Source organism: Pseudomonas sp. QTF5 (assembly GCF_000512695.2).
Classification (GTDB): Bacteria; Pseudomonadota; Gammaproteobacteria; order Pseudomonadales; family Pseudomonadaceae; genus Aquipseudomonas.
On sequence record NZ_AZRW02000010.1, the window covers coordinates 37,162 to 63,253 of the forward strand.

The 26,092-nt window shown below is 59.3% G+C and carries 21 protein-coding genes; 7 read left to right on the plus strand and 14 right to left on the minus strand.

Annotated elements, in window-relative coordinates:
* Positions 1 to 49: 49 nt before the first annotated feature.
* From IC37_RS10465 to aceK, 5 genes are all read right to left on the minus strand, one after another.
* Positions 50 to 286: an anti-sigma factor gene (locus IC37_RS10465; protein ID WP_030132608.1), complete on the minus strand. Its 237-nt coding sequence runs from the start codon at positions 284 to 286 to the stop codon at positions 50 to 52.
* The gene (locus IC37_RS10470; RefSeq protein ID WP_030132609.1) at positions 280 to 894 is read right to left on the minus strand and encodes an RNA polymerase sigma factor; all 615 of its coding nucleotides are present in this window, start codon (positions 892 to 894) and stop codon (positions 280 to 282) included. The genes IC37_RS10465 and IC37_RS10470 overlap by 7 nt, the downstream gene beginning before the upstream one ends.
* Before the next feature lie 190 nt (positions 895 to 1,084).
* The gene (locus IC37_RS10475; protein ID WP_030132610.1) at positions 1,085 to 2,206 is read right to left on the minus strand and encodes a beta-ketoacyl-ACP synthase III; all 1,122 of its coding nucleotides are present in this window, start codon (positions 2,204 to 2,206) and stop codon (positions 1,085 to 1,087) included.
* A 322-nt stretch (positions 2,207 to 2,528) separates the two neighbouring features.
* Positions 2,529 to 6,440, minus strand: a complete 3,912-nt coding sequence (hrpA, locus tag IC37_RS10480; protein WP_030132611.1) for an ATP-dependent RNA helicase HrpA — start codon at positions 6,438 to 6,440, stop codon at positions 2,529 to 2,531.
* A gap of 224 nt (positions 6,441 to 6,664) precedes the next feature.
* The gene (gene aceK, locus IC37_RS10485; RefSeq protein WP_030132612.1) at positions 6,665 to 8,386 is read right to left on the minus strand and encodes a bifunctional isocitrate dehydrogenase kinase/phosphatase; all 1,722 of its coding nucleotides are present in this window, start codon (positions 8,384 to 8,386) and stop codon (positions 6,665 to 6,667) included.
* 128 nt (positions 8,387 to 8,514) lie between these two features.
* On the opposite strand from aceK, the gene IC37_RS10490 reads away from it, so the two are divergent.
* Positions 8,515 to 9,423: a DMT family transporter gene (locus IC37_RS10490; RefSeq protein ID WP_030132613.1), complete on the plus strand. Its 909-nt coding sequence runs from the start codon at positions 8,515 to 8,517 to the stop codon at positions 9,421 to 9,423.
* A gap of 111 nt (positions 9,424 to 9,534) precedes the next feature.
* Here the strand turns inward: IC37_RS10490 and IC37_RS10495 are convergent, their stop codons facing one another.
* The 4 genes from IC37_RS10495 to cysK form a co-directional block, all read right to left on the minus strand.
* Positions 9,535 to 10,398, minus strand: a complete 864-nt coding sequence (locus tag IC37_RS10495; RefSeq protein ID WP_030132614.1) for a DMT family transporter — start codon at positions 10,396 to 10,398, stop codon at positions 9,535 to 9,537.
* 107 nt (positions 10,399 to 10,505) lie between these two features.
* On the minus strand, positions 10,506 to 10,670 hold the full coding sequence (locus tag IC37_RS30080) for a hypothetical protein (RefSeq protein ID WP_177409388.1): 165 nt from the start codon (positions 10,668 to 10,670) through the stop codon (positions 10,506 to 10,508).
* A 297-nt stretch (positions 10,671 to 10,967) separates the two neighbouring features.
* Positions 10,968 to 11,906: an aspartyl/asparaginyl beta-hydroxylase domain-containing protein gene (locus IC37_RS10500; RefSeq protein ID WP_030132615.1), complete on the minus strand. Its 939-nt coding sequence runs from the start codon at positions 11,904 to 11,906 to the stop codon at positions 10,968 to 10,970.
* Positions 11,907 to 12,259: 353 nt separating this feature from the next.
* Positions 12,260 to 13,234 (minus strand): cysteine synthase A, encoded by a 975-nt coding sequence (cysK, locus tag IC37_RS10505; protein WP_030132616.1) that lies wholly within the window; start codon positions 13,232 to 13,234, stop codon positions 12,260 to 12,262.
* A gap of 126 nt (positions 13,235 to 13,360) precedes the next feature.
* On the opposite strand from cysK, the gene IC37_RS10510 reads away from it, so the two are divergent.
* From IC37_RS10510 to IC37_RS10520, 3 genes are all read left to right on the plus strand, one after another.
* Positions 13,361 to 14,434: a DUF748 domain-containing protein gene (locus IC37_RS10510; RefSeq protein WP_030132617.1), complete on the plus strand. Its 1,074-nt coding sequence runs from the start codon at positions 13,361 to 13,363 to the stop codon at positions 14,432 to 14,434.
* 144 nt (positions 14,435 to 14,578) lie between these two features.
* A complete protein-coding gene (locus IC37_RS10515; protein ID WP_007898718.1) occupies positions 14,579 to 15,424 on the plus strand; it encodes a MoxR family ATPase in 846 nt (281 codons plus the stop codon).
* A gap of 33 nt (positions 15,425 to 15,457) precedes the next feature.
* Positions 15,458 to 16,636 (plus strand): VWA domain-containing protein, encoded by a 1,179-nt coding sequence (locus tag IC37_RS10520; protein WP_030132618.1) that lies wholly within the window; start codon positions 15,458 to 15,460, stop codon positions 16,634 to 16,636.
* A 123-nt stretch (positions 16,637 to 16,759) separates the two neighbouring features.
* Here IC37_RS10520 and IC37_RS10525 read toward each other — a convergent pair whose 3' ends face one another.
* Genes IC37_RS10525 through IC37_RS10535 form a run of 3 tightly spaced genes read right to left on the minus strand, consistent with a single transcriptional unit; the run spans position 16,760 to position 19,136 of the window.
* The gene (locus tag IC37_RS10525) at positions 16,760 to 17,686 is read right to left on the minus strand and encodes a biotin-dependent carboxyltransferase family protein (RefSeq protein ID WP_030132619.1); all 927 of its coding nucleotides are present in this window, start codon (positions 17,684 to 17,686) and stop codon (positions 16,760 to 16,762) included.
* Positions 17,683 to 18,387: a 5-oxoprolinase subunit PxpB gene (gene pxpB / locus IC37_RS10530; protein WP_030132620.1), complete on the minus strand. Its 705-nt coding sequence runs from the start codon at positions 18,385 to 18,387 to the stop codon at positions 17,683 to 17,685. Before pxpB ends, IC37_RS10525 begins: the two co-directional genes overlap by 4 nt.
* Positions 18,384 to 19,136, minus strand: coding sequence for a 5-oxoprolinase subunit PxpA (locus IC37_RS10535; RefSeq protein WP_030132621.1), 753 nt, complete (start codon positions 19,134 to 19,136; stop codon positions 18,384 to 18,386). Before IC37_RS10535 ends, pxpB begins: the two co-directional genes overlap by 4 nt.
* A gap of 280 nt (positions 19,137 to 19,416) precedes the next feature.
* Between IC37_RS10535 and IC37_RS10540 the strand changes: the two genes are divergently transcribed.
* Genes IC37_RS10540 through IC37_RS10550 form a run of 3 tightly spaced genes read left to right on the plus strand, consistent with a single transcriptional unit; the run spans position 19,417 to position 24,666 of the window.
* The gene (locus tag IC37_RS10540) at positions 19,417 to 21,339 is read left to right on the plus strand and encodes an IucA/IucC family siderophore biosynthesis protein (protein ID WP_030132622.1); all 1,923 of its coding nucleotides are present in this window, start codon (positions 19,417 to 19,419) and stop codon (positions 21,337 to 21,339) included.
* Positions 21,329 to 22,540: an MFS transporter gene (locus IC37_RS10545; RefSeq protein WP_030132623.1), complete on the plus strand. Its 1,212-nt coding sequence runs from the start codon at positions 21,329 to 21,331 to the stop codon at positions 22,538 to 22,540. Before IC37_RS10540 ends, IC37_RS10545 begins: the two co-directional genes overlap by 11 nt.
* 14 nt (positions 22,541 to 22,554) lie before the next feature.
* Positions 22,555 to 24,666 carry a TonB-dependent receptor gene (locus IC37_RS10550; RefSeq protein ID WP_030132624.1) on the plus strand — a complete coding sequence of 704 codons (2,112 nt, stop codon included), beginning with the start codon at positions 22,555 to 22,557 and terminating at the stop codon, positions 24,664 to 24,666.
* 81 nt (positions 24,667 to 24,747) lie between these two features.
* Here the strand turns inward: IC37_RS10550 and IC37_RS10555 are convergent, their stop codons facing one another.
* Positions 24,748 to 25,290: a DUF2937 family protein gene (locus IC37_RS10555; protein ID WP_030132625.1), complete on the minus strand. Its 543-nt coding sequence runs from the start codon at positions 25,288 to 25,290 to the stop codon at positions 24,748 to 24,750.
* A 13-nt stretch (positions 25,291 to 25,303) separates the two neighbouring features.
* Positions 25,304 to 26,080 carry a class II glutamine amidotransferase gene (locus IC37_RS10560; protein ID WP_030132626.1) on the minus strand — a complete coding sequence of 259 codons (777 nt, stop codon included), beginning with the start codon at positions 26,078 to 26,080 and terminating at the stop codon, positions 25,304 to 25,306.
* Positions 26,081 to 26,092 lie beyond the last annotated feature (12 nt).

The window sequence follows — 26,092 nt, forward strand, 5'->3', positions numbered from 1 at the left end:
TGCAAGCCTTAAGCTAGAGCGGCTTAAGGGTTGTGTACGGGCGGGAAAACTACGGTTTGTTCTTCAGATGTTCGTTGGCAAGTCGTTCAGCCAGCGCATCCAGATCAGCCACAGGCGGCTCAGGCATCACTTTCAGCGTGGCCTGCATCAACCGCATCTGCCGAATGAAACGGCGGCAATTGGGGCAAAACATCAAATGATGCCGCATCATCAGTCGCTCACGAAGACTCAACTGCCCATCGAGATAATCGCTGGAGCGCGCCACTTGTTCCTTGCAGGTCAACATTCGCCGGTTTCCTCAAAATGCTCCACGGTCGCAAAGACCTTCAACCGTGCCCGATGCAGCAGCACACGAACATTGGAGAGCGAGATCTCCAGAAGATTACAGATCTCCTCCAGCTCTAGCCCTTGTCGCTCACGCAACAGCAAAACACTGCTTTGCAGTTCCGACAAGCTGAGCAACGTGTGCTCCAGACATTCGCGCAGCTCGTTTTCGGTCAACAGGGCCTCTGGGGTGTCCTGATGCCAGGCGTATGGCGCCACCAGCCAGTGACCATCACTCGATGAAAAACGATCGTCATCGAGCGTGCCGTGAGGCGACGGCAGGTCATCGAGCAGTACTTCCCGGCGGTTTTGCTTGTAGCGGCTCTTGGCCGAGTTGGCGGTGATGGTCAGCAGCCAGGTCTTGAGGCTCGAACGCCCCTCGAACCCACCGAGATTACGCACCACCGACAGCCAGGCATCCTGTACTACCTCGTCGGCGTGTCGGTTGCCGACGATGGCATAGGCCACCGCGCGCATGGCGCTCTGGTAAGTGCTGACCAGTTCCTTGAAAGCCCTCTGCTCGCCCGCCAGCAGGCGTTCGATCAATAGGGTGTCGTCAGCGGCAGCCATGCAAACCTCGTTTCAGAACCACCGGTATTGTGGCGTCGGACAACATTGTGGGAGCGGGCTTGCTCGCGAAGAGGGAGTGTCAGTCGACATGAATGTTGCCTGATACATCGCCTTCGCGAGCAAGCCCGCTCCCACAGATTCCGCGCCTTAACTGAGAATGGCATTGGGACAATGCCACCTCGCGACAGCTTTAGCGCTTGCGCAGAATCACGCTACCGATCGAGTAGCCGGCGCCGAACGAGCTAAGTACAGCCAGCGAACCGCTGACCAGATCGTCCTGATTCTTGTGAAACGCAATCACCGAACCAGCGGAACTGGTGTTGGCGTAGGTGTCGAGAATCACCGGGGCTTCGACATCGGTGGCTTCGCGGCCCAGCAGCTTCTTGACGATCAAGTGGTTCATGCTGAGGTTGGCCTGGTGCAGCCAGAAGCGCTTCACGTCGCTGACGTTGAGCTGGTTTTCTTCCAGGTGCGTGGCAATCAGCTCGGCAACCATCGGGCAGACATCGCGGAATACCTTGCGGCCTTCCTGGACGAACAGTTTGTCGGGAGCACCAATGCCCTCTTCCGCGGCGCGGTTGAGGAAGCCGAAGTTGTTGCGGATGTTGTTGGAGAACTTGGTCAGCAGTTTGGTGCTGACCACGTCGAACTGGTATTCGGACGTCGCGAGATCCGCACGTTCGATGATCACCGCGGTGGCGGCGTCGCCGAAGATGAAGTGGCTGTCGCGGTCGCGGAAATTCAGGTGACCGGTGCAGACTTCCGGATTGACCATCAGGATCGCCCGGGCCTGGCCCAGTTGCACGCTGTTGGCCGCAGCCTGGATGCCGAAAGTCGCCGAGGAGCAGGCAACGTTCATGTCGAAACCGAAACCCTGGATGCCCAGCGCTTCCTGGACTTCGATGGCGATGGCCGGGTAGGCGCGTTGCAGGTTGGAGCAGGCGACGATTACACCGTCGATGTCAGCGGCAGTCTTGCCGGCACGCTGCAAGGCTTGCTCGGCCGCGCCGATGGCCATCTGGCAAAGCACCGACCATTCGTCATTGGAGCGCTCGGGCAAGCGCGGTGCCATGCGCTGCGGGTCGAGAATGCCGTCCTTGTCCATGACAAAGCGGCTTTTGATGCCAGACGCTTTTTCGATGAACGCCGCGTTGGATTCGGTCAATGCCTGGACTTCGCCGCGCGCGATGGCTTCGGCGTTGTCGGCGTTGAACTGCGCGACGTAAGCGTTGAAAGACTGCACCAGCTCTTCGTTGGAAATGCTGTTGGCCGGGGTGTACAGGCCGGTGCCGCTGATGACGACGTTATGCATGGTCGTTTCTCTAATCCGTTCAGGCAGAAAGCGCTGGCACCGACGTACCAACACACAAAGGGTCTATTCCAGGTCCGGACGCAAACCTGGCATCGCTTTATTCCGATCCGCCCGGCCCGTGAAGGCTCAAAACCGCGGGGCTGGCGTTTATAGGCGCGAAGTTTGCCATAAACGCTGGCTTTTGGCGCCTTTTGCTGGATCGAATACCTGCTGACACAACACCTTACCTGTGGGAGCGGGCTTGCTCGCGAAAGCGGACTGACATTCAACCAACATGTCGACTGATCTACCGCCTTCGCGAGCAAGCCCGCTCCCACAGGGTTTATGGCTCGACCTGGCTCCATTGCTTGTTCAGGCGTTTGTCGGAGATCGGCACCTTGGTTCCCAATTGCTGTGCGAACAGCGAGACCCGGTATTCCTCCAGCCACCAGCGATAGAGTTCCAGCTGCAGATCGCGCTTGCCTTCTTGGGCGTGTTTGTTGGCGCGGGTCTGGTATTGAGCCCAGAGGCCGGACAATTCACCGCTCCAGACCCGGTCTTTCTGCACCTGAGTGCCGAGTTTTTCGAAACGTTGCTCGACAGCCTTGAGGTAACGCGGCAGTTCCTTGAGCCACGGCATCGGCGTTTCACGCACGAACCCTGGATACACCAGATGGCTGAGCTGCTGCTTGATGTCGTTCAGGGCCACGGCTTGCGCCAGGTCGATCTTGCCCTTGAAGCGTTTTTGCAGGCCGTGCCAGTGCTTGAGAATCTCCAGGGTCAGCTTGGCCAATCGTTCGGCGTGCTCGGTCCAGCCGCCGCGTTTGCGCTCGGCCAGCGACGCCAAACCGGCGCCATCGCGCGGCAACGGGTCTTCGCCGTCGAGAATGCAGCTGTCGAGACTGGCCAGCAGAATGTCTTCCACCAGACTATCGATGCGTCCCAATTCGCGGTACATCAGGCCCAACTCCGTCAGGCCCGGCAACTTGCCGCGCAAGAACTTCGCCGGTTCCGCCAATTGCTGCATCAGCAAGCGCTGCAAGGCCCGGCGGTGCTGGAATTCGGCTTCGGCCGGGGTCGAGAATCGACCTTCCTTGACCGTGCCGCCCTCTTCCACCAGCGCCGGATACACCGTCATCGATAGCCCGGCGATTTTCTGCTGGGTTTTTTCGGCCACGGCGGCGAAGACCTTCGGCTCCACCGGTTGTTGGCTCTTCGCCGTTTGCGGCACCGCCAACGCAGCCTGGCTGGCCTCGGCAAAGCGTGCGGTCAGCTCGGCCAGGTCGCGGCCTTCGCCGAGGAACTTGCCCTGACCGTCGACGATTTCCAGGTTCATCCGCAAATGGCTTTCGACCTGCTGCGAGGCTTCGGCCCAGGCTTCATCGCTGACCCGCGCGCCGGTCATGCGCAGCAACTCGCGGCCCAACGCCTGAGGCAACGAGCCCTCGGCAAACGTGATGCGCTGCAACGCGGCTTTGATGAAGTCCGGCACCGGCACGAAATTCTTGCGCAGGGCCTTGGGCAGGTTGCGCACCAGCGCAATGCACTTGGCCTCGATCACCCCCGGCACCAGCCATTCCAGACGTTCCGGCGGCAGCATCGGCAACAGCGGCGCCGGCACGCGCAAGGTCACGCCGTCGCGAGGATGATTGGGTTCAAAGTGATAACTCAGCGCCAGTTCCAGATCGCCGATGTGCAGGGTGTCCGGGTAATGCGCGGCGGTGACTTCGCTGGCTTCGCGGGCCAGCACGTCTTCTTCGCGCATGATCAGCAATTGTGGGTCTTTCTGGCTGTTGACCCGGTACCAACTGTCGAAGGTCGCGGTTTGGTGGATCTCTGCTGGCAACCGCGCATCGTAGAAAGCGAACAGGGTTTCTTCGTCGGCCAGAATGTCCCGGCGACGGGCCTTGGCTTCCAGTTCATCCAACTGTTCCAGCAGTTGCTGGTTGGCCGTCAAACACTTGGCTTTGGATTGAATCTCGCCACGCACCAAACCCTCACGGATAAACAACTCGCGAGACACTACCGGGTCGACCGGCCCGTAATGCACCGGCCGGCGTCCGACCACGATCAGCCCGAACAGGGTGATTTGCTCGAAGGCCACGACCTGACCGCGCTTCTTCTCCCAATGGGGTTCGAAGTGGTTTTTCTTGATCAGGTGCCCGGCCAGCGGCTCGATCCAGTCGGCGTCGATCTTGGCGACCATCCGCGCGTAGAGCTTGGTGGTTTCCACCAGTTCGGCGGTCATCAGCCATTGCGGACGTTTTTTACCAAGCCCGGATGAAGGGTGAATCCAGAAGCGCCGCTGACGGGCGCCGAGATAGTCGCCGTCTTCGGTTTTCTGGCCGATCTGGCTGAGCAAGCCGGAGAGCACGGCTTTGTGCAGTTTCGGGTAATCCGCCGGCTCCTTGTTGAGGCTCAACTGCATGTCGCGGCAGATCAGGCTCAACTGGCGATGGGAGTCGCGCCACTCGCGCAGGCGCAGGTAATTCAGAAAATTCTTGCGGCACCAGTTGCGCAGCGGACTGGCCGTCAGGGCCTGGCGCTGCTCTTCAAAACCACGCCACAGATTGACCAGCCCGGCGAAGTCAGAATCCACATCTTTCCACTGCGCGTGGGCTTGATCGGCGGCTTGCTGACGCTCCGGCGGACGTTCGCGCGGGTCCTGAATCGACATGGCACTGGCGACGATCAGCACCTCCTGCAAGCTGCCAAGTTTCGCCGCTTCCAGCAGCATGCGGCCCATGCGCGGGTCCACCGGCAGCCGCGCCAATTGGCGACCAAGCGGCGTCAGCTGACTGTTGCGGTCCACCGCCGAGAGTTCTTGCAGCAGGTTGAAACCATCACTGATGGCCTTGCCATCCGGCGGCTCGATAAACGGGAAATCGGTGATCTCGCCGAGGCGCAGATGCAGCATCTGCAAAATCACCGCCGCGAGGTTGGTCCGCAGAATTTCCGGGTCGGTGAATTCCGGGCGGCCGATGAAGTCTTCTTCGCTGTAGAGGCGGATGCAAATGCCCGGCTCGACCCGCCCGCAGCGACCTTTACGCTGGTTGGCGCTGGCCTGGGAAATCGCTTCGATGGGCAGGCGCTGGACCTTGGCGCGGTAGCTGTAGCGGCTGATGCGTGCGGTGCCGCTGTCGATCACATAACGAATGCCTGGCACCGTCAGCGAGGTTTCCGCGACGTTGGTGGCCAGTACCACGCGACGGCCTGGGTGCGACTGAAAAATCCGCTGCTGTTCGGCCGGCGACAATCGTGCGTACAGCGGCAGAATCTCGGTGTGCTTGAGCTGGGCCTTGCGCAGCATGTCGGCGGCGTCGCGAATCTCGCGCTCGCCGGGCAGGAACACCAGCACATCGCCGGGGCTCTTACGTTCGCTGCGTTCAAACGCGGCAATTTCGTCGAGGGTCGCGAGGATCGCCTGATCCACGGTCAAGTCATCCTCGACACGGTTGCCCTCCTCGTCCTGCTCCAGGGTCAGCGGGCGATACCAGGTTTCTACCGGGAAGGTGCGACCGGAGACTTCGACGATTGGTGCATCATCGAAGTGCTTGGAAAAACGCTCCAGGTCGATGGTCGCCGAAGTGATGATGACTTTCAGGTCCGGACGACGCGGCAGCAGGGTTTTCAGGTAACCCAGCAGGAAGTCGATGTTCAGGCTGCGTTCGTGGGCTTCGTCGACGATGATCGTGTCGTAGCGTTCGAGGTAGCGGTCGTTCTGGGTTTCCGCCAGCAGGATGCCGTCGGTCATCAGTTTGATCAGGGTGTTGGAATCGCTCTGATCCTCGAACCGCACCTGATAACCGACCAGCGCGCCCAACGGCGTCGCCAATTCTTCAGCAACCCGGCTCGCCACGCTGCGGGCGGCGATTCGACGGGGTTGGGTGTGGCCGATCAGGCCGTGCTGGCCGCGACCGATTTCCAGGCAGATCTTCGGCAACTGGGTGGTTTTACCCGACCCTGTTTCGCCGGCAATGATCAGCACCTGATGCTTTTGCAGCGCCTCTTTGATTTCGTCGCGCTTGGCGGCGATCGGCAGGCTGTCGTCGTAACGAATCACCGGCAGGCTGGCGCGCCGCGCCAACACCTGATCGCAGGACGCCTGCGTGCGCGTCACCCACTGGGCCAGTTTGGCCTCGTCCGGTTTCTTGCGCAGCTCAAGCAACTGCCGCCGCAGCCGGTGGCGGTCGGCGAGCATGGCGTGATCGAGGTTTTTCAGCAGTTTGTCGATTGAAGGCGATTCGTCAGTCATCAGGTACGCAAAAGTCGTCTAGTGGCGCAGGGGGCCGATTGTCGCAGATTTGGGACGCGGAGTGACGCGCTTTTGTGGCGAGGGAGCTTGCTCCCGCTCGGCTGCGAAGCAGTCGTAATCCTGCCATCGCTGCGTGTCTGAATCTCTGTGATGGATGGTTTTGGGGTCGCTTCGCGACCCAGCGGGAGCAAGCTCCCTCGCCACAGTGTGTTCACTCAGGTGGGCTACTCGTTGTCGAGGCCCTTGCGCCGATACGGGAACACATCAATCACCTTCCCCGCCCGAATCGCCTCCTGCAAACTCTTCCAGTAATCAGCGTTGTACAACTCTCCGTGCAACTGATCGAACAACTTTCGTTGCCCCGAATCGGCAAACAAAAACGGTGGAAACTCCTCGGGGAACACATCCAGTGGCCCGATCGAGTACCACGGTTCCGAGGCCATTTCGTCTTCCGGTGTACGCGGTTGCGGGATGTGGCGGAAGTTGGCTTCGGTCAGGAAGCAGATCTCGTCGTAGTCATAAAACACCACACGACCGTGACGGGTGACGCCAAAGTTTTTCAGCAGCATGTCGCCGGGGAAAATGTTCGCCGCCGCCAGTTGCTTGATCGCCAGACCGTAATCCTCCAGCGCCTCGCGGACTTGCGCTTCATTGGCGTGTTCCAGATAGAGGTTCAACGGCGTCATCCGGCGCTCGGTCCAGCAGTGGCGGATCAGCACCGTATCGTCCTCCACCGAGACGGTGGACGCGGCCACTTCGAGCAATTCTTCGAGGCACGCCGGATCGAATTTGCTCAAGGGGAAACGGAAGTCAGCGAACTCCTGAGTGTCGGCCATGCGCCCGACCCGGTCGACGCTTTTCACCAGACGATACTTTTCGATCACTGTGGCGCGGTCGACGTTTTTCGACGGTGAGAAGCGGTCCTTGATGATTTTGAAAACGGTGTTGAAGCCCGGCAGGGTAAACACGCTCATGACCATGCCGCGCACACCGGGGGCCATGATGAACTGATCGTCAGTGTTGGCCAGATGATTGATCAGCGCCCGATAGAACTCGGACTTGCCATGCTTGTAAAAGCCAATCGAGGTGTACAGCTCGGCGATGTGCTTGCCCGGCAGGATGCGTTTGAGAAAGCCTATGAATTCCGCCGGCACCGGCACATCGACCATGAAGTACGATCGGGTGAAGGAGAAGATGATCGACACTTCCGCCTCGTCGGTGATCAGCGCATCGATCTGGATGCCTCGGCCTTCGCGGTGCAGCAGCGGAATCACCAGCGGCCATTGCTCATCCTGGGTGTAAATGCGCCCCACCAGATAGGCACCCTTGTTGCGATAAAGCACCGAGGAAAACAGCTCGACACTCAGTTCCGGGTCCTTGCAGACCCAGTCCGGCAGGTTCTCGCGCAATTGCGCTTCGAGTCGACGCAAATCGCCGGAAAGGTCGGCGTAATCTTCGCTGAAGCGGTAGTCGGCAAAGATGCTCGTGAGCATGCCCGACAACTGTCCATGCGGCTTGTAGAGGCGGGTTTGTGCCGCCCGGGCCCGGTGCAGACTCGGCCGCGTGGTGTGGATGAACATGCAGCCGTCGCTGATCAGGTCGTGGCTGAACAGCCCGCAGAAAATCGAGTTGTACCAGGTCTCGGAGAGTTCATCGTCGAAGCGCAGGTCGATCAGGCTGATATAAGCGCTTTTGACCAGCGGCCAGCAGCTGACATCTATCAGCACATCGGTCGCGAACGACTCATGCAAGCGCCCTACCGTTTCGCCGACCTTTTCTTCGTAAAGGTTGATTCGCGCCGCCGACGCAACTTGCGTCTCTTGCCATTGGGCCTGCTCGAAACGGGCTCGAGCGCCGTCGGTGATTTGACGGAAATGCTCGCGGTAATCGTCAAAGCCATCGAGGATCATTCGGGCGATGTCGGTGGCTGGCCAATGCTGCGGCATAGTGAAACCTCGGCGGCTGTTCTTATCGTTGGAGCCTGAGCTTAGTGGCCCTGTGTGACGCAACGCAACCATTGCCTTGTGCCCCGACTGGCGCGACACTTGCGTGCCAATCAAGGAAGGAAAGCGCTGTGAACCCCGTCGATATCCTGCGTATGTTGTCGCTTGCCGCCATTTGGGGGGCGAGCTTTCTGTTCATGCGCGTTATTGCCCCAGTGATTGGCACAATCCCCACTGCTTTTTTCCGTGTGTCGATTGCCGCCGTCGGGCTGCTGGTGATCCTTGGGCTGATGCGCATCAGCTGGGATTTCAAAGGCAAACTCAAGACGGTGATGCTGCTCGGGGTGATCAACTCCGGGATTCCGGCGACTCTTTATTCCGTGGCGGCTCAAGTGCTGCCGGCCGGTTACTCGGCGATTTTCAACGCCACCACGCCTTTGATGGGGGTATTGATCGGCGGCCTGTTCTTCCATGAAAAGCTCACCGCCGCCAAGCTGGGTGGGGTGTTTCTCGGACTGTTCGGCGTCGGCATTCTCACCCGTGCAGGGCCGGTGGCGTTCAACATGGAGCTGCTGATGGGCGCACTGGCGTGCCTGATGGCCACCACCTGCTATGGCTTTGCCGGGTTCCTCGCCCGGCGCTGGCTCGACCATGCCGGTGGCCTCGACAGTCGTCTTTCGGCCCTGGGCAGCATGCTCGGCGCGACGTTGTTGTTGCTGCCGATGTTTGGCTACAGCGTGATCAGCCAGCCACCGGAGAGCTGGGGCGGCTGGAGTGTCTGGTTGTCGTTGCTGGGGTTGGGTTTGGTATGCACGGCCTTTGCCTACATTATTTACTTCCGTTTGCTCAGCTCGATTGGCCCGGTCAAATCGATGACCGTGACCTTCATGATTCCGCCGTTCGGCGTGTTGTGGGGGGCGCTGTTGCTGGATGAGCCGTTGTCGATGGCGCATCTCTATGGTGGGGTGTTGATTGCGCTGGCGTTGTGGCTGGTGTTGAAGCGGGCGGTGGTGAAACCGGTTGAAGTGGTTGCTCGGTAGTGCTGCTGACAATGCCATCGCGAGCAAGCTCGCTCCCACAATGGATCGGTGTCACGACGAAGATCCAATGTGGGAACGGTGCCCGGAGTAATGCTCCGGGCTTGTTTTGTTTCAAGCAGTTTTACGGAAGACGAATACCAGACCAATGATGATCAGCAGCATGCCGAGCATGCTCAATGCTGCCAGGCGGTTGCCAAAAATCAGGTAGTCCATCACCGCCGTTACCGCCGGCACCAGGTAAAACAGGCTGGTGACATTCACCAGATTGCCCCGGGCGATCAGTCGATACAGCAGCAGCGTCGCCAGCACTGATACCACCAACCCCATCCACAACACCGGCACGATGAACCCTGTGCTGTGTTCGACGTGAAACGGCTGGAATGGCACGAAGATCCCGCAGAGCAACAACCCGGCAAGGTACTGCACCGGCAGCGTGCCGAGGGGATTGTCGGTAATGCGCTTCTGCATGATCGAACCGAACGTCATGCTCGCCAGCGCCAACAGACCGAAGAGCATTCCGGCCAACGACATGCCGGCCAGACCGATGCCCTGATAGACCACCATGATCAACCCGGCCAAGCCCAACGCCAGACCGAACATCCGGCTTATCGATCGGTGCCGCTCCATGATCACTACGGTGAGAATCGGTTGAACGCCCATGATGGTTGCCATCATCCCCGGCGTGACTTTGAGGTCGAGAGCCAGCAGATAGAAAATCTGATAGGCCCCCAGCAACACCATGCCCGTGGCCATCGCATACAACATCGGCTTGCCGCCTTTGGGCAGTTTCAACTTGAGTAACGGCATCAGCAGCACCAGCCCGCACAGGGCAATGGCGAAGCGAATCAGCAGAAAGGCAAAGGGTGACGCATGGGCCAAGCCCCATTTGGAGAAGATCGCCCCGCTGCTCCACAGCAAAACGAACAGGCTTGTGGACGCCGCCGCGAGCGCGGATTTTTTCGAAAGGACAAACATGAATACCACCTGTAGTCAGGCAAAAAGCCAACTCAGCCGAGGCTGAAATTCAGTAGTTTTTTCAGGCGCTTTTTCAGGCGGGCATGGGAACAGCAGAAAAAAGCTGATCAGCCCGAGAAGCCAACGCCCGGCGGTGAGACGACTGCGCACACCGGCGTGCTACTGACAGGTGGAGGGTAATGACTGATCTGCGCAGGCTGCTGATCCCCGCACGGCACGACGCCAGCGTTGACCGCTGAATCGACTACCGCGTTGATGAGGGAAGCTGGCATGGGCTGATCTTTTTTGATGGGTGAAGGAGTGGTTCAGGAAACCACCGAGGGCCGACTATAACCAGCGCGTGACATGGATTGCAATGACTTGGACAAAGGGCTGTAGCAGCTGTCGAGCTCCAGCGAGGCTGCGTTCGGCTGCGAAGCAGTCGTCAATCCAATCACCTTGGTTTACCCGAAACACCACATTGGCTGATTTTACGTCTGCTTCGCAGCCGAACGCAGGCTTCGCCAGCTGCTACAGATCGCATTACGGCTTAACTGACTGGGGATGGCTTTTTTGTGCAGAAACCAACCTCAACCAAACAGCCAATACCCCAACAACGTCAACACCACCACCGCCAGTACCGGCCGCAGTACCCGGTAGGCCTTGGGGTTACGACGCTTCCACTGTTTGACCACACCGCTGAATGTGTCGCTGAAGTTCTTGCTCCAGGCATAGGCCTGATTGATCCCGCCAACGCGTTCATCATCAAGGTTCTGGGGTGCAGTGGCGCGCCCCAGCAAGCCGCTGATCGAGCGGTTGATATGGGTCATGAGGCGATTGCTCAGCGGTCGCTCGATGTCACAAAAAAGGATGACGCGGGTTTGCTCGGTTTCGTTCTTGACCCAATGCACGTAGGTTTCATCGAACATCACATCTTCACCATCACGCCAGGCGTAAACCTGACCATCAACGAAGATGCGGCAATCGTCGGAGTTCGGTGTCGACAGCCCCAGGTGATAACGCAGGGAACCGGCGAACGGGTCGCGATGCGGATTGAGATGACTGCCACCGGGCAGCAGCGCAAACATGGCGCCTTTGACGTTGGGAATACTGCTGACCAACGCCACGGTTTTCGGGCACAAGGCTTCGGCCGATGGCAGCGGTTTGTCGTACCACTTTAAGTAAAAACGCTTCCAGCCCTTCCTGAAGAACGAACCGAAACCGGCGTCGTTGTTCTTTTCGGCAGCGCGAATGTAGCCCTCGTCGAACAAGTGCATGGCTTCGTCGCGGATAACTTCCCAATTGTTCCTGAGCACATCCAGTTCGGGAAACTTGCTGCGGTCCAGGTAGGGTTTGGACGGTACGCCGGAGAACAGGTACATCAGGGCGTTATAGGGTGCAAACAAGGCCGAATGATTGACGAGCTGACGCAAAACCGGCAAACGCGCCTTGCCACGCAAGTGCACATAGAGCGTGCTGCCGAGGAACAGCAACAACACCGAAGCCTTCGCGACAAAGGAAAAGCTCATCTACAACTCCCTGATGGTAGGTAACTTTGCACAACGCCATTTACCCGACGTGGCAGTCGGCCATGATCAACACTACCGGCCTCGGGAAAAACCCGCATAACTCAACATTCAGTGTTAAGGATTACGCAATAAACATCTATTAACACAAGGTTCCTGAACGGGGGCTGACATTAATCAACCCCTATTGTAGGAGCGAGGCTTGCCCGCGAAGAACGATGACGCGTAATACCTGAAAAACCGCGCTGCATTCTTCGCGGGCAAGCCCCGCACCCACAGGACTTTCGTCGCTCAAATTTCTTAACTTACCGACATTGGGACTTGCTCCCGTTCGCCTGCGAAGTAGCCGTAAAACGTTATTGCTGGTTTTCCTGTTCGGTAAACAAGTCACTGAACAACATGCTCGACAGGTAGCGCTCGCCAGAGTCGGGCAGGATCACCACGATGGTCTTGCCCTGCATCTCCGGGGTTTCGGCCAGCCGCACAGCCACCGCCATGGCGGCGCCGCACGAGATACCGCTCAAAATCCCTTCTTCCTGCATCAGGCGCAGGGCCATCGCCTTGGACTCATCGTCGCTGACCAGTTCGACTCGGTCGACCATCGACAGATCCAGGTTCTTCGGCACAAAGCCAGCGCCGATGCCCTGGATTTTGTGGGGGCTCGGTTTGATCTCTTCCCCGGCCATCGCCTGGGTAATCACCGGAGACACCACCGGCTCCACCGCCACCGAGATTATCGGTTTGCCCTGGGTATTCTTGATATACCGCGAAACCCCGGTAATGGTTCCACCCGTTCCGACGCCCGCGACCAGTACATCGACTGCGCCGTCGGTGTCGTTCCAGATTTCCGGCCCGGTGGTTTTTTCGTGGATGGCCGGGTTGGCCGGGTTTTCGAACTGCGCCGGCATGAAGTAAGTGGACGGGTCGCTGGCGAGGATTTCGGTAGCTTTCTCGATCGCACCTTTCATGCCTTTGGCCGGCTCCGTCAACACCAGTTCGGCACCAAGAGCCTTGAGCACCTTGCGTCGTTCGATGCTCATGGACGCCGGCATGGTCAGCACCAGCCGGTAACCGCGGGCGGCGGCAACGAATGCCAGGCCGATGCCGGTATTGCCAGAGGTCGGTTCGATGATGGTCATGCCAGGCTTGAGTTTGCCGCTGCTTTCGGCCTCCCAGATCATGTTCGCGCCTATCCGGCACTTGACCGAATAACCGGGGTTGCGCCCTTCGATCTTGGCCAGGATGGTGACACCGCGCGGGGCGATACGGTTGATTTGCACCAGCGGCGTATTGCCAATGGAATGGGCGTTGTCAGCATAGATACGGCTCATGGCTGGGTCCTTATACAGCGTTGAATTAGCTGTCCAAGGTATGCCTGTTACCCGTGGTCGTCCAGTCAGTCGAACGTCCGCTTACCCCCGCAGTCAATCGCTTTATACCGCCAGAGATTTGCCATCATGAAGCGTCGATACAGTTGGCCCTTGTGGATCCTCGCCGGCCTTGTTGTGCTGCTGGTTGCCCTGCACATTGCCCTGCCCTACATGGTGCGCGATTACCTCAACGAGAGATTGGCGAACATGGGTGACTACAGCGGGCAGATTACCGACGTAGACCTGGCCCTGTGGCGCGGCGCCTACAAAATCAATGGACTGAAAATCGTCAAGGTCAATGGCAAGGTCCCCGTGCCTTTCGTCAACGCGCCATTGATTGACCTGTCCGTCAGCTGGCACTCGCTCTGGTACGACCATGCCGTGGTGGCCGAGGCGCAGTTCGATAAACCCGAGGTGAACTTCGTCGACGGTGCCAACAAGAAAAACTCCCAGACCGGTCAGGGCACCGACTGGCGGGCACAATTGGAAAAACTGCTGCCGATCACCCTGAACGAAGTGCGGATCAACGACGGCCGGGTCACCTTTCGAAACTTCAATTCAAAACCGCCCGTAAACATGAATGCCACTCAGGTCAATGCCAGCATTTACAACCTGACCAACGTGGTCGACACCGAAGGCAAACGCGACGCCCGTTTCGATGGCAAAGCTCTGTTGCTGGGGCATGCGCCGCTGGAAACATCGGCAACCTTCGACCCGCTGAGCAATTTCGAAGACTTCAAATTTCGCCTGCGCGCCAGGAACATTCAACTCAAACGCATGAACGACTTCGCCTCGGCCTACGGCAAGTTCGACTTCAACGCCGGCCATGGTGATGTGGTCATCGAAGCCGAAGCCAAAAAGGGGCAACTTACCGGCTACATCAAGCCGCTATTGCGGGACGTCGATGTGTTCGATTGGCAACAGGACGTGGAAAACAAAAACAAAGGGGTTTTCCGTTCCATCTGGGAAGCGCTCGTCGGGGGCACCGAGAACGTGCTGAAGAACCAGCCGAAAAACCAGTTTGCCACTCGCGTCCAGCTCAGAGGCAACGTACATCAGAAAAATATCAGCGCATTCGAGGCGTTTTTGCAGATTTTACGTAATGGTTTCATCCAGGCTTTCAATGCCCAGTACGAACGGCCCAAGCCGGATACAGACTGAGTCAAGATGTGACGCCCCATTCAGAGACTGAATAAGCCGTCTGCGTTCACAGTCGACCGGGCAGCGCGTTATAGTCGAGCCTGACAATTTATTGCGCCCCGCCCTGCCTCGTTCAGGTCGGCGTTACCGTTCGAGGATTAGCAGATGAAGTTCGAAGGCACCCAGGCCTACGTCGCCACCGATGACCTGAAGCTGGCGGTCAACGCCGCCATCACTCTGGAACGGCCACTGCTGGTCAAGGGTGAGCCTGGCACCGGCAAGACCATGCTCGCCGAGCAACTGGCCGAGTCCTTCGGCGCCAAGTTGATTACCTGGCACATCAAGTCCACCACCAAGGCGCATCAGGGCCTGTACGAGTACGACGCGGTCAGCCGCCTGCGGGACTCGCAGCTGGGTACGGAGAAGGTCCACGACGTTCGCAACTACCTGAAAAAGGGCAAGCTCTGGGAGGCTTTCGAGTCCGAAGAGCGGGTGATTCTGCTGATCGACGAAATCGACAAGGCCGACATCGAGTTCCCCAACGATTTGCTGCAAGAACTCGACAAAATGGAGTTCTACGTTTACGAAATCGACGAGACCATCAAGGCCAAGAAACGCCCGATCATCATCATTACTTCCAACAACGAGAAAGAACTGCCGGACGCCTTCCTGCGCCGCTGCTTCTTCCACTACATCGCCTTCCCGGATCGCGTCACGATGCAACGGATCGTCGACGTGCATTACCCGAACATCAAGAAAGACCTGGTCAGCGAAGCGCTGGACGTGTTCTTCGACGTGCGCAAAGTGCCGGGCCTGAAGAAGAAGCCATCGACTTCCGAACTGGTGGACTGGCTGAAGTTGCTGATGGCCGACAACATTGGCGAAGCGGTGCTGCGCGAGCGCGATCCGACCAAGGCCATTCCGCCACTGGCCGGCGCGTTGGTGAAAAATGAACAAGACGTGCAATTGCTCGAGCGCCTGGCGTTCATGAGCCGTCGCGGCACGCGCTGATCCCTCTGTTTAACAAGATAGAGGGCGATAACCATGCTGCTCAACCTGTTCAATGAAATGCGTGCAGCCAAGGTGCCGGTCTCGGTGCGTGAGCTGCTGGACCTGATCAACGCGCTGAAACAGCGCGTGACCTTCGCCGACATGGACGAGTTCTATTACTTGTCGCGGGCGATTCTGGTGAAGGACGAAAAGCATTTCGACAAGTTCGACCGGGCGTTCGGTGCCTACTTCAATGGCCTGGAAAAGCTCGACGATCACCTTCAGGCGTTGATCCCGGAAGATTGGCTGCGCAAGGAATTCGAGCGTTCCCTGACCGATGAAGAGCGGGCCGCGATCCAGTCCCTCGGTGGCCTGGACAAGCTGATCGAAGAGTTCAAGAAGCGCCTGGAAGAACAGAAAGAACGCCATGCCGGTGGCAACAAGTGGATCGGCACCGGCGGCACCAGCCCGTTCGGCTCCGGCGGCTTCAACCCGGAAGGCATTCGGGTCGGCGATGCCGGCAAGCGTCAAGGCAAAGCGGTAAAAGTCTGGGATCAGCGCGAGTACAAGAACCTCGACGATTCGGTCGAACTGGGCACGCGCAACATCAAGGTCGCCCTGCGTCGCCTGCGTAAATTCGCTCGTCAAGGTGCCGCGGAAGAACTGGACATCGACGGCACCATCGACCATACCGCGCGCGATGCCGGGTTGCTGAACATCCAGATGCGTCCGGAGCGGCGCAACACCGTCAAGTTGCTGCTGCTGTTCGACATCGGCGGCTCGATGGACGCCCACGTGAAGATCTGTGAAGAACTGTTCTCGGCCTGCAAGACCGAATTCAAGCACCTGGAGTACTTCTACTTTCACAACTTCATTTATGAATCGGTGTGGAAGAACAACATGCGCCGCACCTCCGAGCGCACCGCCACCCAGGACCTGCTGCACAAGTATGGCGCGGACTACAAAGTGATCTTCATCGGCGACGCCGCCATGGCGCCCTATGAAATCACCCAGGCCGGCGGCAGCGTCGAGCACTGGAACGAAGAAGCCGGTTACGTGTGGATGCAACGCTTCAAGGAAAAGTACAAGAAGCTCATCTGGATCAACCCGTACCCGAAAGACACCTGGGGCTATACCTCGTCGACCAACATCGTGCGGGATTTGATTGATGACCAGATGTATCCGCTGACGTTGCGGGGGTTGGAGGAAGGGATGCGGTTTCTTTCCAAATAGAGATTTTTGTTGTCTGTGATGCCGTCTTCGCGAGCAAGCCCGCTCCCACATTGGATATTCGTCGTACACAAACACTGTGTCCGCTGGAGATCAAATGTGGGAGCGGGCTTGCTCGCGAAGTTTTTAGCTATTCAGGAATCGCCGCAAATACTCGACGTGCTCCCGATGCGCCACGTCCTGCACCACCGGCTTCAACCGCACCTTCACCCCCGGCAAACATTGCGCCAATCGCGCCAATGCCAACGGCGTCAACGCCCCCAAACGCGGATAACCACCAATGGTCTGCCGATCATTGAGCAGCACAATCGGCTGCCCATCCGGTGGCACCTGAACCGCGCCCAGCGGGATGCCTTCGGAAATCATCGGCTTGCCCTGATACTGCAACGCCGTTCCCAATAGACGAATACCCATGCGATCAGCCCGGCTGTCGAGGGTCCAGACGCTGTTGAACGCGTCGTACAGGCTTTGCCCGCTGAACTCGCCAATCTGCGCACCGAGCACCAGTTCCAGCGGTGCATCGAGTTTGAAGTTCGGGACGTGCTCACGAGGCAGTTCCCGTACCAGCAGCGGCGCTTCACCGGAGTAACTCAACGAAGCACCTTTGGCCAGAGCCCGGCCCATTCCGTCGAGGCCACCGAGTTCCTCACGCACCACCGTCGCAGTGCTGCCCAACACCTTGGGCGCAGCAAACCCGCCCGGCGCGGCAAGGTATGCACGAGCGCCGAGCAGCGGTTGAGTGAATTGCAATCGTTGACCTTTGCTCAGTTTGAAACTGCGCCACGACGCCAACGTCTGGCCATCGATCTGCGCTCCGAGGTCGGCACCGGCCAATGCCAACAAGCAATCGTCCTCGGCCACCACGCTGAACCCGCCGAGGGTGATTTCGATCACCGGCGCATCCAGGCAATTACCCAGCAGCCAATTGGCCCACGACATCGACCGCCAATCCAGCGCGCCGCCCTGGGTCACGCCCAGATGCCGCACGCCAAACCGCCCGGCGTCCTGCAACAGGCACAGCGGTGTACTTGCTTCAATCGTCAGTCGGCTCATGCCTGGGCCTCCAACGGCGTGTCATCACCGCCCAGATTGATGAACTCGGCATGGCTGATCGCTTCGAAACGCACGGTGTCGCCCGGTTGCATCAGGCTGTAGCCGTCGCGCTCGCGGTCGAACAATTTGGCCGGAGTGCGGCCGATCAGGTTCCAGCCGCCGGGGGAAACCACCGGATAAGCCGCGGTCTGGCGTTCGGCGATGCCGACACTGCCGGCGGCGACTTTTTTGCGCGGAGTACTCAGACGCGGTGCAGCCAATACTTCCTCCACCAATCCCATGAAAGCGAACCCCGGTGCGAAGCCCAATGCGAACACCTGATACTCGTGCTCGCTGTGGCGGCGGATCACTTCTTCCACCGCTAATCCACTGCGCTGAGACAACAACGTCAGTTCCGGGCCGACACTCAGGTCATACCAGACCGGCAATACATGACATTTACCGCTAGTGCGAGCGTTGGGCGACAGATCGATCAAGGCTTCAGCGATCAACTCCCGCGCTTGGCCCGGATTCAGCGCCGTCAGATCGTAATGCACCATCAGCGTCGTATAGGACGGCACCAGGTCGATCAGATGTTTACCAAACGCTTCCCGCAGACGCTCGCTGGCCGCGAGTATCCACGGCATGTTGACCTCGCTGATCTCATCGAACAAACGCAGCATCAAACAATCCAGCGCTACCACTTCTACCCGAGGTTTCATGTCGCGCTCTGCTGATCAAGTGCTTCACGAATACGTCGCACGGCGGCCACCGAACTGGCGTTGTCGCCGTGGACGCACAGGGTGTTGGCCTGCAAATGCAAGGCACTGCCGTCGCTGGCCGTAAGGTTGTCACCACGAGCAATAATCAGCGCCTGCTCGATGATTTTCTCGGGGTCGTGATGCACCGCGCCCGGCAATTGCCGCGAAACCAGCCTACCTGCGCTGTCGTAAGCACGATCGGCGAAGGCTTCGAACCACAACGTCACGCCATATTCATCGCCGAGTCGCTGCGCGGCATCGTTGTCGCGAGTAGCCATCAACATCAGCGGCAAGCGCCGATCATAGGCTGCCACAGCCTGAATCACCGCGCGCAATTGCGCCGGGTTGACCATCATGTCGTTGTACATCGCGCCGTGGGGTTTGACGTAACTCACCTGCCCGCCCTGCGCCCGACAGATGCCGTCGAGGGCGCCGATCTGGTAATGCAACAGGTCCTGCAGTTCCTGGGCGGTGTAAGCCATGGATCGGCGACCGAACCCCACCAGATCCTGATAGGCCGGGTGTGCGCCAATCTGCACGCCGTGGCTCAGGGCCAGGCTGACGGTCTTGCGCATGATGCTTGGATCGCCGGCGTGGAAGCCGCAGGCGATGTTGGCGCAATCAATGAAGGGCATGACCTCGGCGTCCAGACCCATGGTCCAGTGGCCGAAACTCTCGCCGATGTCGCAGTTCAGTAGCAGGCGGTTCACGGTGAACGCTCCTGGCTTTTTAAGCTTAAGGGCATATGTCCCTTAGATTATCAGTTCCGGGCATTCGGTTATTGAACGTCGAGTTGCTTTGCAGGGTGCGCAACCGGCCGATGCGCAGAAAGTGGGCAGGCACTCCATCGTCTGGAGCAAACCACATGCCAGAATCTGTAGGATATTTCTCAAACTCTAAATATGAACCACTATCATTTGCATTATTTTTTCAAGCCGGTATTCTCAGCGCGCTTTCAGCTAATCAATTGTCCAGAAGGAGTCGGACCTGATGCGCGGCTACACGCAAAAACAGCAACAATTGCTCGCTCACTGGAGCGAAGCGCTTGGCACTCAGGCTTTCCAGTCCCACCGCATCACGCTCGATCATTTGAGCAACGCGCTGGAGCCCGCCGCCCAACGCTGTTTCCAACGCCTGATCCAGGCGCTGTTTCGTGAAGACCTGATCAACCCCGACACCTGCGAATACGACGACACCAGCCGTTGCTGGCTGCCGCTTGGCGATGGCGCGCATCTTTGCTTCGAGCACTTGTCCGGGGGAAGAATGAACAGCTGGGACGTACGCGGCAGCATCGTCCTGCACACCCCCGACAGACTGCCCCAAAAAATCCAGTTACCCAGCGAACTGCTCGCTCACCTCAGCACTCGGCTCAACCCGCCAGCCTCCACGCAGGTACTGGAACGTCTGGCCCGGGAGCTGGATGACAGCTTCAGCAACGACACCCTGTGCCTGGCGTTTCACCATGGATGGACCGAGCGCCTGAGAGAGCAGATCGACACCGAGTACGACGACAATCTGCTCGCTTGGCTCAAAGCCGGCCCCAATCACCAGAACCCGACGTCATTGCTCGAACAATGGGGCACGCTTGGCCATCCGTGGCACCCGAACTACAAGACCAAACTGGGCTTGAGCGCCGCTCAGGTCATCGCGTTCTCGCCAGAATTCGAAGCGAGTTTTCCGATTGTGCTGTGCGCCCTGCACCGCCAGTACGCCCACGTCGAAGCGCTGGCTGGCACCACCGATTACTGGGACTGGTGGCAAGGTCACTTCCCTCAGGCTGCCGAGCAATTGCAACGCCATTTGCAGCAGCTGGGCCTGGATGCAAAGGACTACCTCCCGCTCCCGTCGCACCCATGGCAAGCCCATGAAGAGCTGCCCCATTCGTTCGCCAACGAGATCGCCGACAACCTGCTGATCGTCACTGACATCGTGGCTTTTACCGGCCACCCGACCATGTCCTTCCGCACGGTCCTGCCGGAGGCCAGTCGCATGGCGCCGATGGTCAAACTGCCGGTGGCTTTGCGACTGACCAGCGTGCAGCGCACTGTGTCGCCGCGCTCCGCCCGGATGGGACCGCGCATCAGCCAACTGATACTGAATATTCTCGATCAGGAGCCGCAGATTCAGCGTCTGCTGAACATCGTTCCAGAGCGCATCGGCGTGCACTACGCACCACTGCCGGCCGATGACGAGCGCTCCCGGCATGCTGCCGTGCTGTATCGCGACAACCCGCTGACCCTACTGCAAGAAGGCGAGTTGGCGGTGCCGGTCGGCAGTCTGTTCGCCGTCAACGAATTCGAACAACCGTTGCTGCGTGATTGGGTAAGACTGGCTCAGGGCAGTGACGACAGCGAGTCCATGCTGGCGTTCTTCGATGATTACCTGTCGATTGCCGTACCGAGTCTGTTGGGCATTTACCTGATGTATGGCGTGGCGTTCGAAGCGCATCAGCAAAACAGTTTCATGGTGATGGGCGCTGATGGGCAGTTGAATCGGCTGCTATTGCGTGATTTCGGTGACGTTCGTATCGATCGCAAAACCCTGCACGCCAAGGGCCTGGATATCCGGTTGCACGATCCGAAAATGACCCTGTATGACGACTCCGGCTTTGTCCGTGACAAACTCCTGCACACCACCTTCATGTGCCACCTCGGTGAGCTGACGTTGCTCTGTGCCCGCCACTGGAATGTGCCGGAAACTATCCTTTGGGAGAAATTGGCATCGCACGTTGCACAGTGCTTCGAGACCTTGCGCGAGCGCGTTGAACCGGCACGTTGGGAAAGCGAGCGCCAGGCCTTGCTGGAACAGGACTGGCCCGCCAAATCGTTCATGCGCATGCGCTTGCTCGACAGCCACGCCGACATCGTCGGACGCCTGAGTAACCCGCTGCGACCAAACGCCCATGCTCGCTGACGGTCGCGCCTTGCGACTGCTGATCGTTATCCAGTTTGTCTCCATGGGCGCCATGGAAATGAGCGGCCCGTTCTGGCCCTTGCAGATCCAGCATCTGCTCGGTCCGGAGGGCGCTGGCTACACCGTGCTGTTATCGGCGCTGGTCTATGCCGGTCCGATGCTGGCGGCCATGCTCCTGACTCCCATGTGGGGCCGGTTGGGGGATCGCACCGGACACAAACCGATGATTGTTCGGGCGTTGCTGGCACTCGCGCTGTGCCAAGGGTTGGCGGCCATCACCCTCGACCCGTGGCTGCTTGTGGGTATTCGCGTGATGCAAGGCGCATTGGCCGGTTTCCTCGCTGCCGCGCAAGCCTATGCCCTGGCCTGCTGCGACAGTTCCAGACGGGGTCATACCCTGGCCCGCCTGCAATCGGCAACCGCCGTCGGCTCATTGATCGGCCCGGTGCTGGGTGGCTGGCTGATGGATGTCTCGGGGTTTGCCCTGCTCTGTTATGGCGCAACGGCGATTTGCCTGCTGTGCGCACTGGGGAGTTTTTTCCTGCCGGCCGACAAGGCACGGACCTCGAAGAAAAAACCTGTTGAACCGGTGGCGCTGCCCAAAGGCTGGCTCGGTGGGATCCTGTTGGTGATTGTGTTGATTCAGGCCGCGAAGATGATGCCGCAGTCGTTCTACGCGCTGTACGTCGCGAACATTCTGCACGCCCCAAGCTGGCTGATCGGCGCCACCTACGCGGCGAGCGCCGCGACCCTGGCCATCTCCGCACCGCTGTGGGGACGCCTGTTCGACCGCTGGCAGCCGGCCCACAGCTTGCGCGTCATCGAAGGCGTGGCCTGGCTGTGTGCGCTGACGCTGGCGGCCACGGCATTGGCCAACGAATGGCTGGGGTTTCTCGTCAGTCGACTCGTCTGGGGCATCTGGCAAGGCGCCCTGCTGCCCGTCGCCTATGCACTGATCGCCAACACCATTTCCGTAAACCAGCAAGGCTTCGCGCTCGGCCTCGGCAACAGCGCGGCAAAGGCTGGTGCTCTGCTCGGTGTCGTCCTTGGCGGGATCGGCATGGGCCTGGTCGGCCTGGCTCACAGTTTCTGGCTGGTGGCGCTGACCTACGCCATAGCCGCCATCGGGATTCGCTGGGTGCGCTCGTTCAACTCCACGCCTGAGCGCTCGACCTTATCAACCCACACTTATCACAACTAAAAAAAGACCACGTCATGACTCGAACCAAACTCTCCCTGCTGATCCCGCTGCTCGGTACCTTCAGCGCCCAGACCTGGGCCGAGGATACCGAGCAGCAGCCCGGCACCTTGAACATGCAAGCCACCGTCGTCTCCGCGACTCGTAGCGAAGCGAGCATTGCTTCAATTCCGGGCTCGGTCCAGGTGATCGACGAACAGCAGGTCCGTGAGCAGAGCGGCGCGGGTCGCCGGGTCTCCGACATCCTCGGGCAATTGGTCCCCGGCCTTGCGCCATCCAGCGGCGGGATGAGCAACTTCGGTCAGACCCTGCGCGGGCGTAACATGCTGGTGTTGATCGATGGCGTATCGCAGAACGCCACGCGCGACAACTTCCGCCAGCTCAACAGCATCGCCCCGGCCAGCATCGAACGCATCGAAGTGATCTCCGGCGCCAGCAGCATCTACGGTGCCGGTGCTTCAGGCGGCATCATCAACATCATCACCAAGCGCAATCAGGGCCAGGACATTGCCTACAGCAGCAAACTGGGCCTGACCAGCGGCAATAACCTCAACCGCAAAGGCTTCGCCTACGAAGCCTTCCAGAGTGCGACGGGGCGCAAGGATGCCCTTGACTGGTACGTCTCCGCCGACCTGACCCAGCGTAACGATCAGTTCGATGGCAACGGCAACCGCATCCCTCAAGACACCTCCCAGGGCAGCAACATGGATACCGAAACCTATGACCTGCAAGGTCGTTTCGGTTACGAACTGGATGCTGACAAAAAACTTAGCCTGTCGCTGCAGGACTACAAGGACCAGCAGGACACTGGCTACACAAAAGACCCGACAAACCGGCAGGAAGCCGTGGCGGTCAAAGGGCTGAAACTCGACGACCAGCCCTATACCCATAACCAGGCGGTCAACCTCAACTACACCGACAAGGATTTCTACGGTCAGGGCCTGCAACTGGAAAGCTACTGGCGCCGCGCCGATGCACTGTTCTTTCCGGACCTGTCGCGAGGCAGGGCCGGGATCTCCGACAACAACAGTGTGCAAGATGTCTACGGCCTGCGCGCGGCCATCGACACGCCACTGCCGGCGATCGGGAGTGCCACGGGTAATCTGGTCTGGGGCGCCGACTATAATAATGAGCGCTCCCGCCAACGAGGTGATCAATACACGCTCAATGGCCTGACCTACACCAAGACCGGCACCACCTACGAGCTGGGCCCGGACATCGAAACCACCACCAAATCGCTGTTCGGGCAGATGTCCTGGGACATCGGTGACTGGACCTTGCGTGGCGGTGTGCGCCGTGAATGGATCGAAAGCGAGGTCTCCGACAGCATCGCTTATGGTCAGATCGTCCAGACCGGCGTACGCGCAACGCTGCCCGGTGACACCCTCAAGTACGATGCCACCCTGTACAACCTGGGGGCGGTCTACCACCTGAGTGAAAACCAGGACGTTTTCGCCAATTACAGCCAGGGGTTTTCGCTGCCGGATATCCAGCGCTTCATGCGCGATGTCAGCAGCACCTTCGACATTCAGAGTCTCAACGCCCAGGCCATCAAGGTCGACAGTTACGAGCTGGGCTGGCGCGGCAACTGGGACCAGTGGCAGGCTGATGTCACCGTGTACGAAAACACCTCGGACGTGACCCAGTTCTACGATGCCAATGATCGCGTATTGCGCCTGATCAACCAGAAAGAGCGAGTTCGCGGCATCGAAAACAGCCTGACCTATCGCGCGACCGATCACTGGTCGGTGGGTGGCACTTATGCCTGGGCCAAAGGCGAGACCGAGCAGAACGGCAAATGGATCGATCTGCCGGCTACGCGCATCTCACCGGCCAAGACCACACTGTTCGTCGGCTACACCGAAGACGACTACAGCCTGCGCCTGCAAGGCATGCATTTGTCCAGTTACGACGCCGCCGCCAAGGACAACAACGGACGCGAGATCGAAGGCTATACGCTGGTGGACCTGCTCGGCTCCGTGCAACTGCCGGTCGGTCGTCTTGAAGGCGGGGTGTATAACCTGACTGATCGCACGTACCAGAACCTGTTCACCCAGGCCAACGCCAGAGCGCCATACGCCAATGCCGAAGGCCGCACGCTGAGCATGAGCTATTCGGTGGATTGGTAAAAACCGGAGCCGGCTTGCCAGCGATGCGATCTGCCAGGCATACCGTGTCGTGGCAATCGCCGGCAAGCTGGCTCTACAGGGTTACAAACCGCGCAAATCCCGCTCTTCGATCGGCCGGCTCTGGCGCAAACGCTTGCCGCCCAGCACCACCCAGTCGATCAGACGGAACAGGCATTCAATGCCGAACGACAGCAGCAACGCGCCGCTCATGCCCCAAATCATCGCTTCCGGCGTCAGCAGGATCTGGTAGCTGTAGCCATTCCAGGTTTCCTTGCGAATATCCGGGTCGGCGGCCAGGGCCACTTGCAGGAAACGGATGTACCACGGGCCTTGCATGGCCTGGAATTGCTTGTCGAGGGCCAGTTGACGGGTGAGCAAGGTGCTCAGGCTGTCGGCATCGCTGCGAAAGATCGGGTCTTCGCTGGCACGGTAATGGGCCACGAGCGCCTGCATATCACCCTTGAAAAACTGATTGGCCGTGCCCTGAAAACCGCTCAAACCGGTCTGCGCCTCGATCAGATGCGCCTCGACCCGCTTGGCATAATCACTGATGAACCCAGGCACCTGGACACCGATCAACAGGCCCGCCGCGAACAACACCAGCCGAAGATAACTGAGCAACATGGGGGAGAGATCCTTATTCGGTCTTGCCCTGGCTGACGCATTCACCGCGTCGCCAAAGGCTCCATTGGCCCGGTTCGTAGCGGGTCCAGGTTTCGTTTTCGGTCAAGGGTTCGGTGGCAATCACTGTGACCACGTCATTGGGCGTGGTTTCGGCCTGGAAGTCGACGATCACATCGACGTCCTTCAAACGCGCCGGGCCGAACGGTGCTCGGCGGGTGATCTGCGCCAGTTTGCTCGAGCAGTAGCAGAACAACCAGTCGCCGTCGCTGAGCAAGCAGTTGAACACGCCTTTGCTGCGGTACTCCGCGCAGGCGGCCACCAGATCCGGTAACAGCGCTTCGATGTCTACTGGCTCGGGGAACGCCGCACGTACCCGATTGAGCAAATCGCAAAATGCCGCTTCACTGTCGGTATCGCCAACGGGGCGGTAAAAACTGGCGATCGGATTGAAGTCGGCCAACTGGCCGTTGTGGGCGAAACACCAGTTGCGCCCCCACAACTCGCGCACGAACGGGTGGGTGTTGGACAGGCAGACCTTGCCGACATTGGCCTGGCGGATGTGGCCAATCACCACTTCGCTTTTGATTGGATAGCGCTGCACCAGGTTCGCCACTTCCGACTCGCTGCTCGCCGCCGGATCCTGGAACAGCCGCAGACCACGGCCTTCATAAAAAGCGATGCCCCAACCGTCACGGTGCGGCCCGGTGCGGCCGCCGCGCTGCATCAGCCCGGTGAAGCTGAACACGATATCGGTCGGGACATTGGCGCTCATGCCCAATAACTCACACATGCTCGGACTCTC

Coding starts and splice junctions, on each gene's coding strand:
- IC37_RS10515 (WP_007898718.1), top strand. CDS start 14,579: ATGAAGTTCGAAGGCACCCAGGCCTACGTCGCCACCGATGACCTGAAG.
- IC37_RS10560 (WP_030132626.1), bottom strand. CDS start 26,080: ATGTGTGAGTTATTGGGCATGAGCGCCAATGTCCCGACCGATATCGTG.
- aceK (WP_030132612.1), bottom strand. CDS start 8,386: ATGCCGCAGCATTGGCCAGCCACCGACATCGCCCGAATGATCCTCGAT.
- IC37_RS10545 (WP_030132623.1), top strand. CDS start 21,329: ATGCTCGCTGACGGTCGCGCCTTGCGACTGCTGATCGTTATCCAGTTT.
- IC37_RS10510 (WP_030132617.1), top strand. CDS start 13,361: ATGAAGCGTCGATACAGTTGGCCCTTGTGGATCCTCGCCGGCCTTGTT.
- IC37_RS10550 (WP_030132624.1), top strand. CDS start 22,555: ATGACTCGAACCAAACTCTCCCTGCTGATCCCGCTGCTCGGTACCTTC.
- IC37_RS10495 (WP_030132614.1), bottom strand. CDS start 10,398: ATGTTTGTCCTTTCGAAAAAATCCGCGCTCGCGGCGGCGTCCACAAGC.
- pxpB (WP_030132620.1), bottom strand. CDS start 18,387: ATGAAACCTCGGGTAGAAGTGGTAGCGCTGGATTGTTTGATGCTGCGT.
- IC37_RS10475 (WP_030132610.1), bottom strand. CDS start 2,206: ATGCATAACGTCGTCATCAGCGGCACCGGCCTGTACACCCCGGCCAAC.
- cysK (WP_030132616.1), bottom strand. CDS start 13,234: ATGAGCCGTATCTATGCTGACAACGCCCATTCCATTGGCAATACGCCG.
- IC37_RS10520 (WP_030132618.1), top strand. CDS start 15,458: ATGCTGCTCAACCTGTTCAATGAAATGCGTGCAGCCAAGGTGCCGGTC.
- IC37_RS10540 (WP_030132622.1), top strand. CDS start 19,417: ATGCGCGGCTACACGCAAAAACAGCAACAATTGCTCGCTCACTGGAGC.
- IC37_RS10470 (WP_030132609.1), bottom strand. CDS start 894: ATGGCTGCCGCTGACGACACCCTATTGATCGAACGCCTGCTGGCGGGC.
- IC37_RS10555 (WP_030132625.1), bottom strand. CDS start 25,290: ATGTTGCTCAGTTATCTTCGGCTGGTGTTGTTCGCGGCGGGCCTGTTG.
- hrpA (WP_030132611.1), bottom strand. CDS start 6,440: ATGACTGACGAATCGCCTTCAATCGACAAACTGCTGAAAAACCTCGAT.
- IC37_RS10525 (WP_030132619.1), bottom strand. CDS start 17,686: ATGAGCCGACTGACGATTGAAGCAAGTACACCGCTGTGCCTGTTGCAG.
- IC37_RS30080 (WP_177409388.1), bottom strand. CDS start 10,670: ATGCCAGCTTCCCTCATCAACGCGGTAGTCGATTCAGCGGTCAACGCT.
- IC37_RS10465 (WP_030132608.1), bottom strand. CDS start 286: ATGTTGACCTGCAAGGAACAAGTGGCGCGCTCCAGCGATTATCTCGAT.
- IC37_RS10500 (WP_030132615.1), bottom strand. CDS start 11,906: ATGAGCTTTTCCTTTGTCGCGAAGGCTTCGGTGTTGTTGCTGTTCCTC.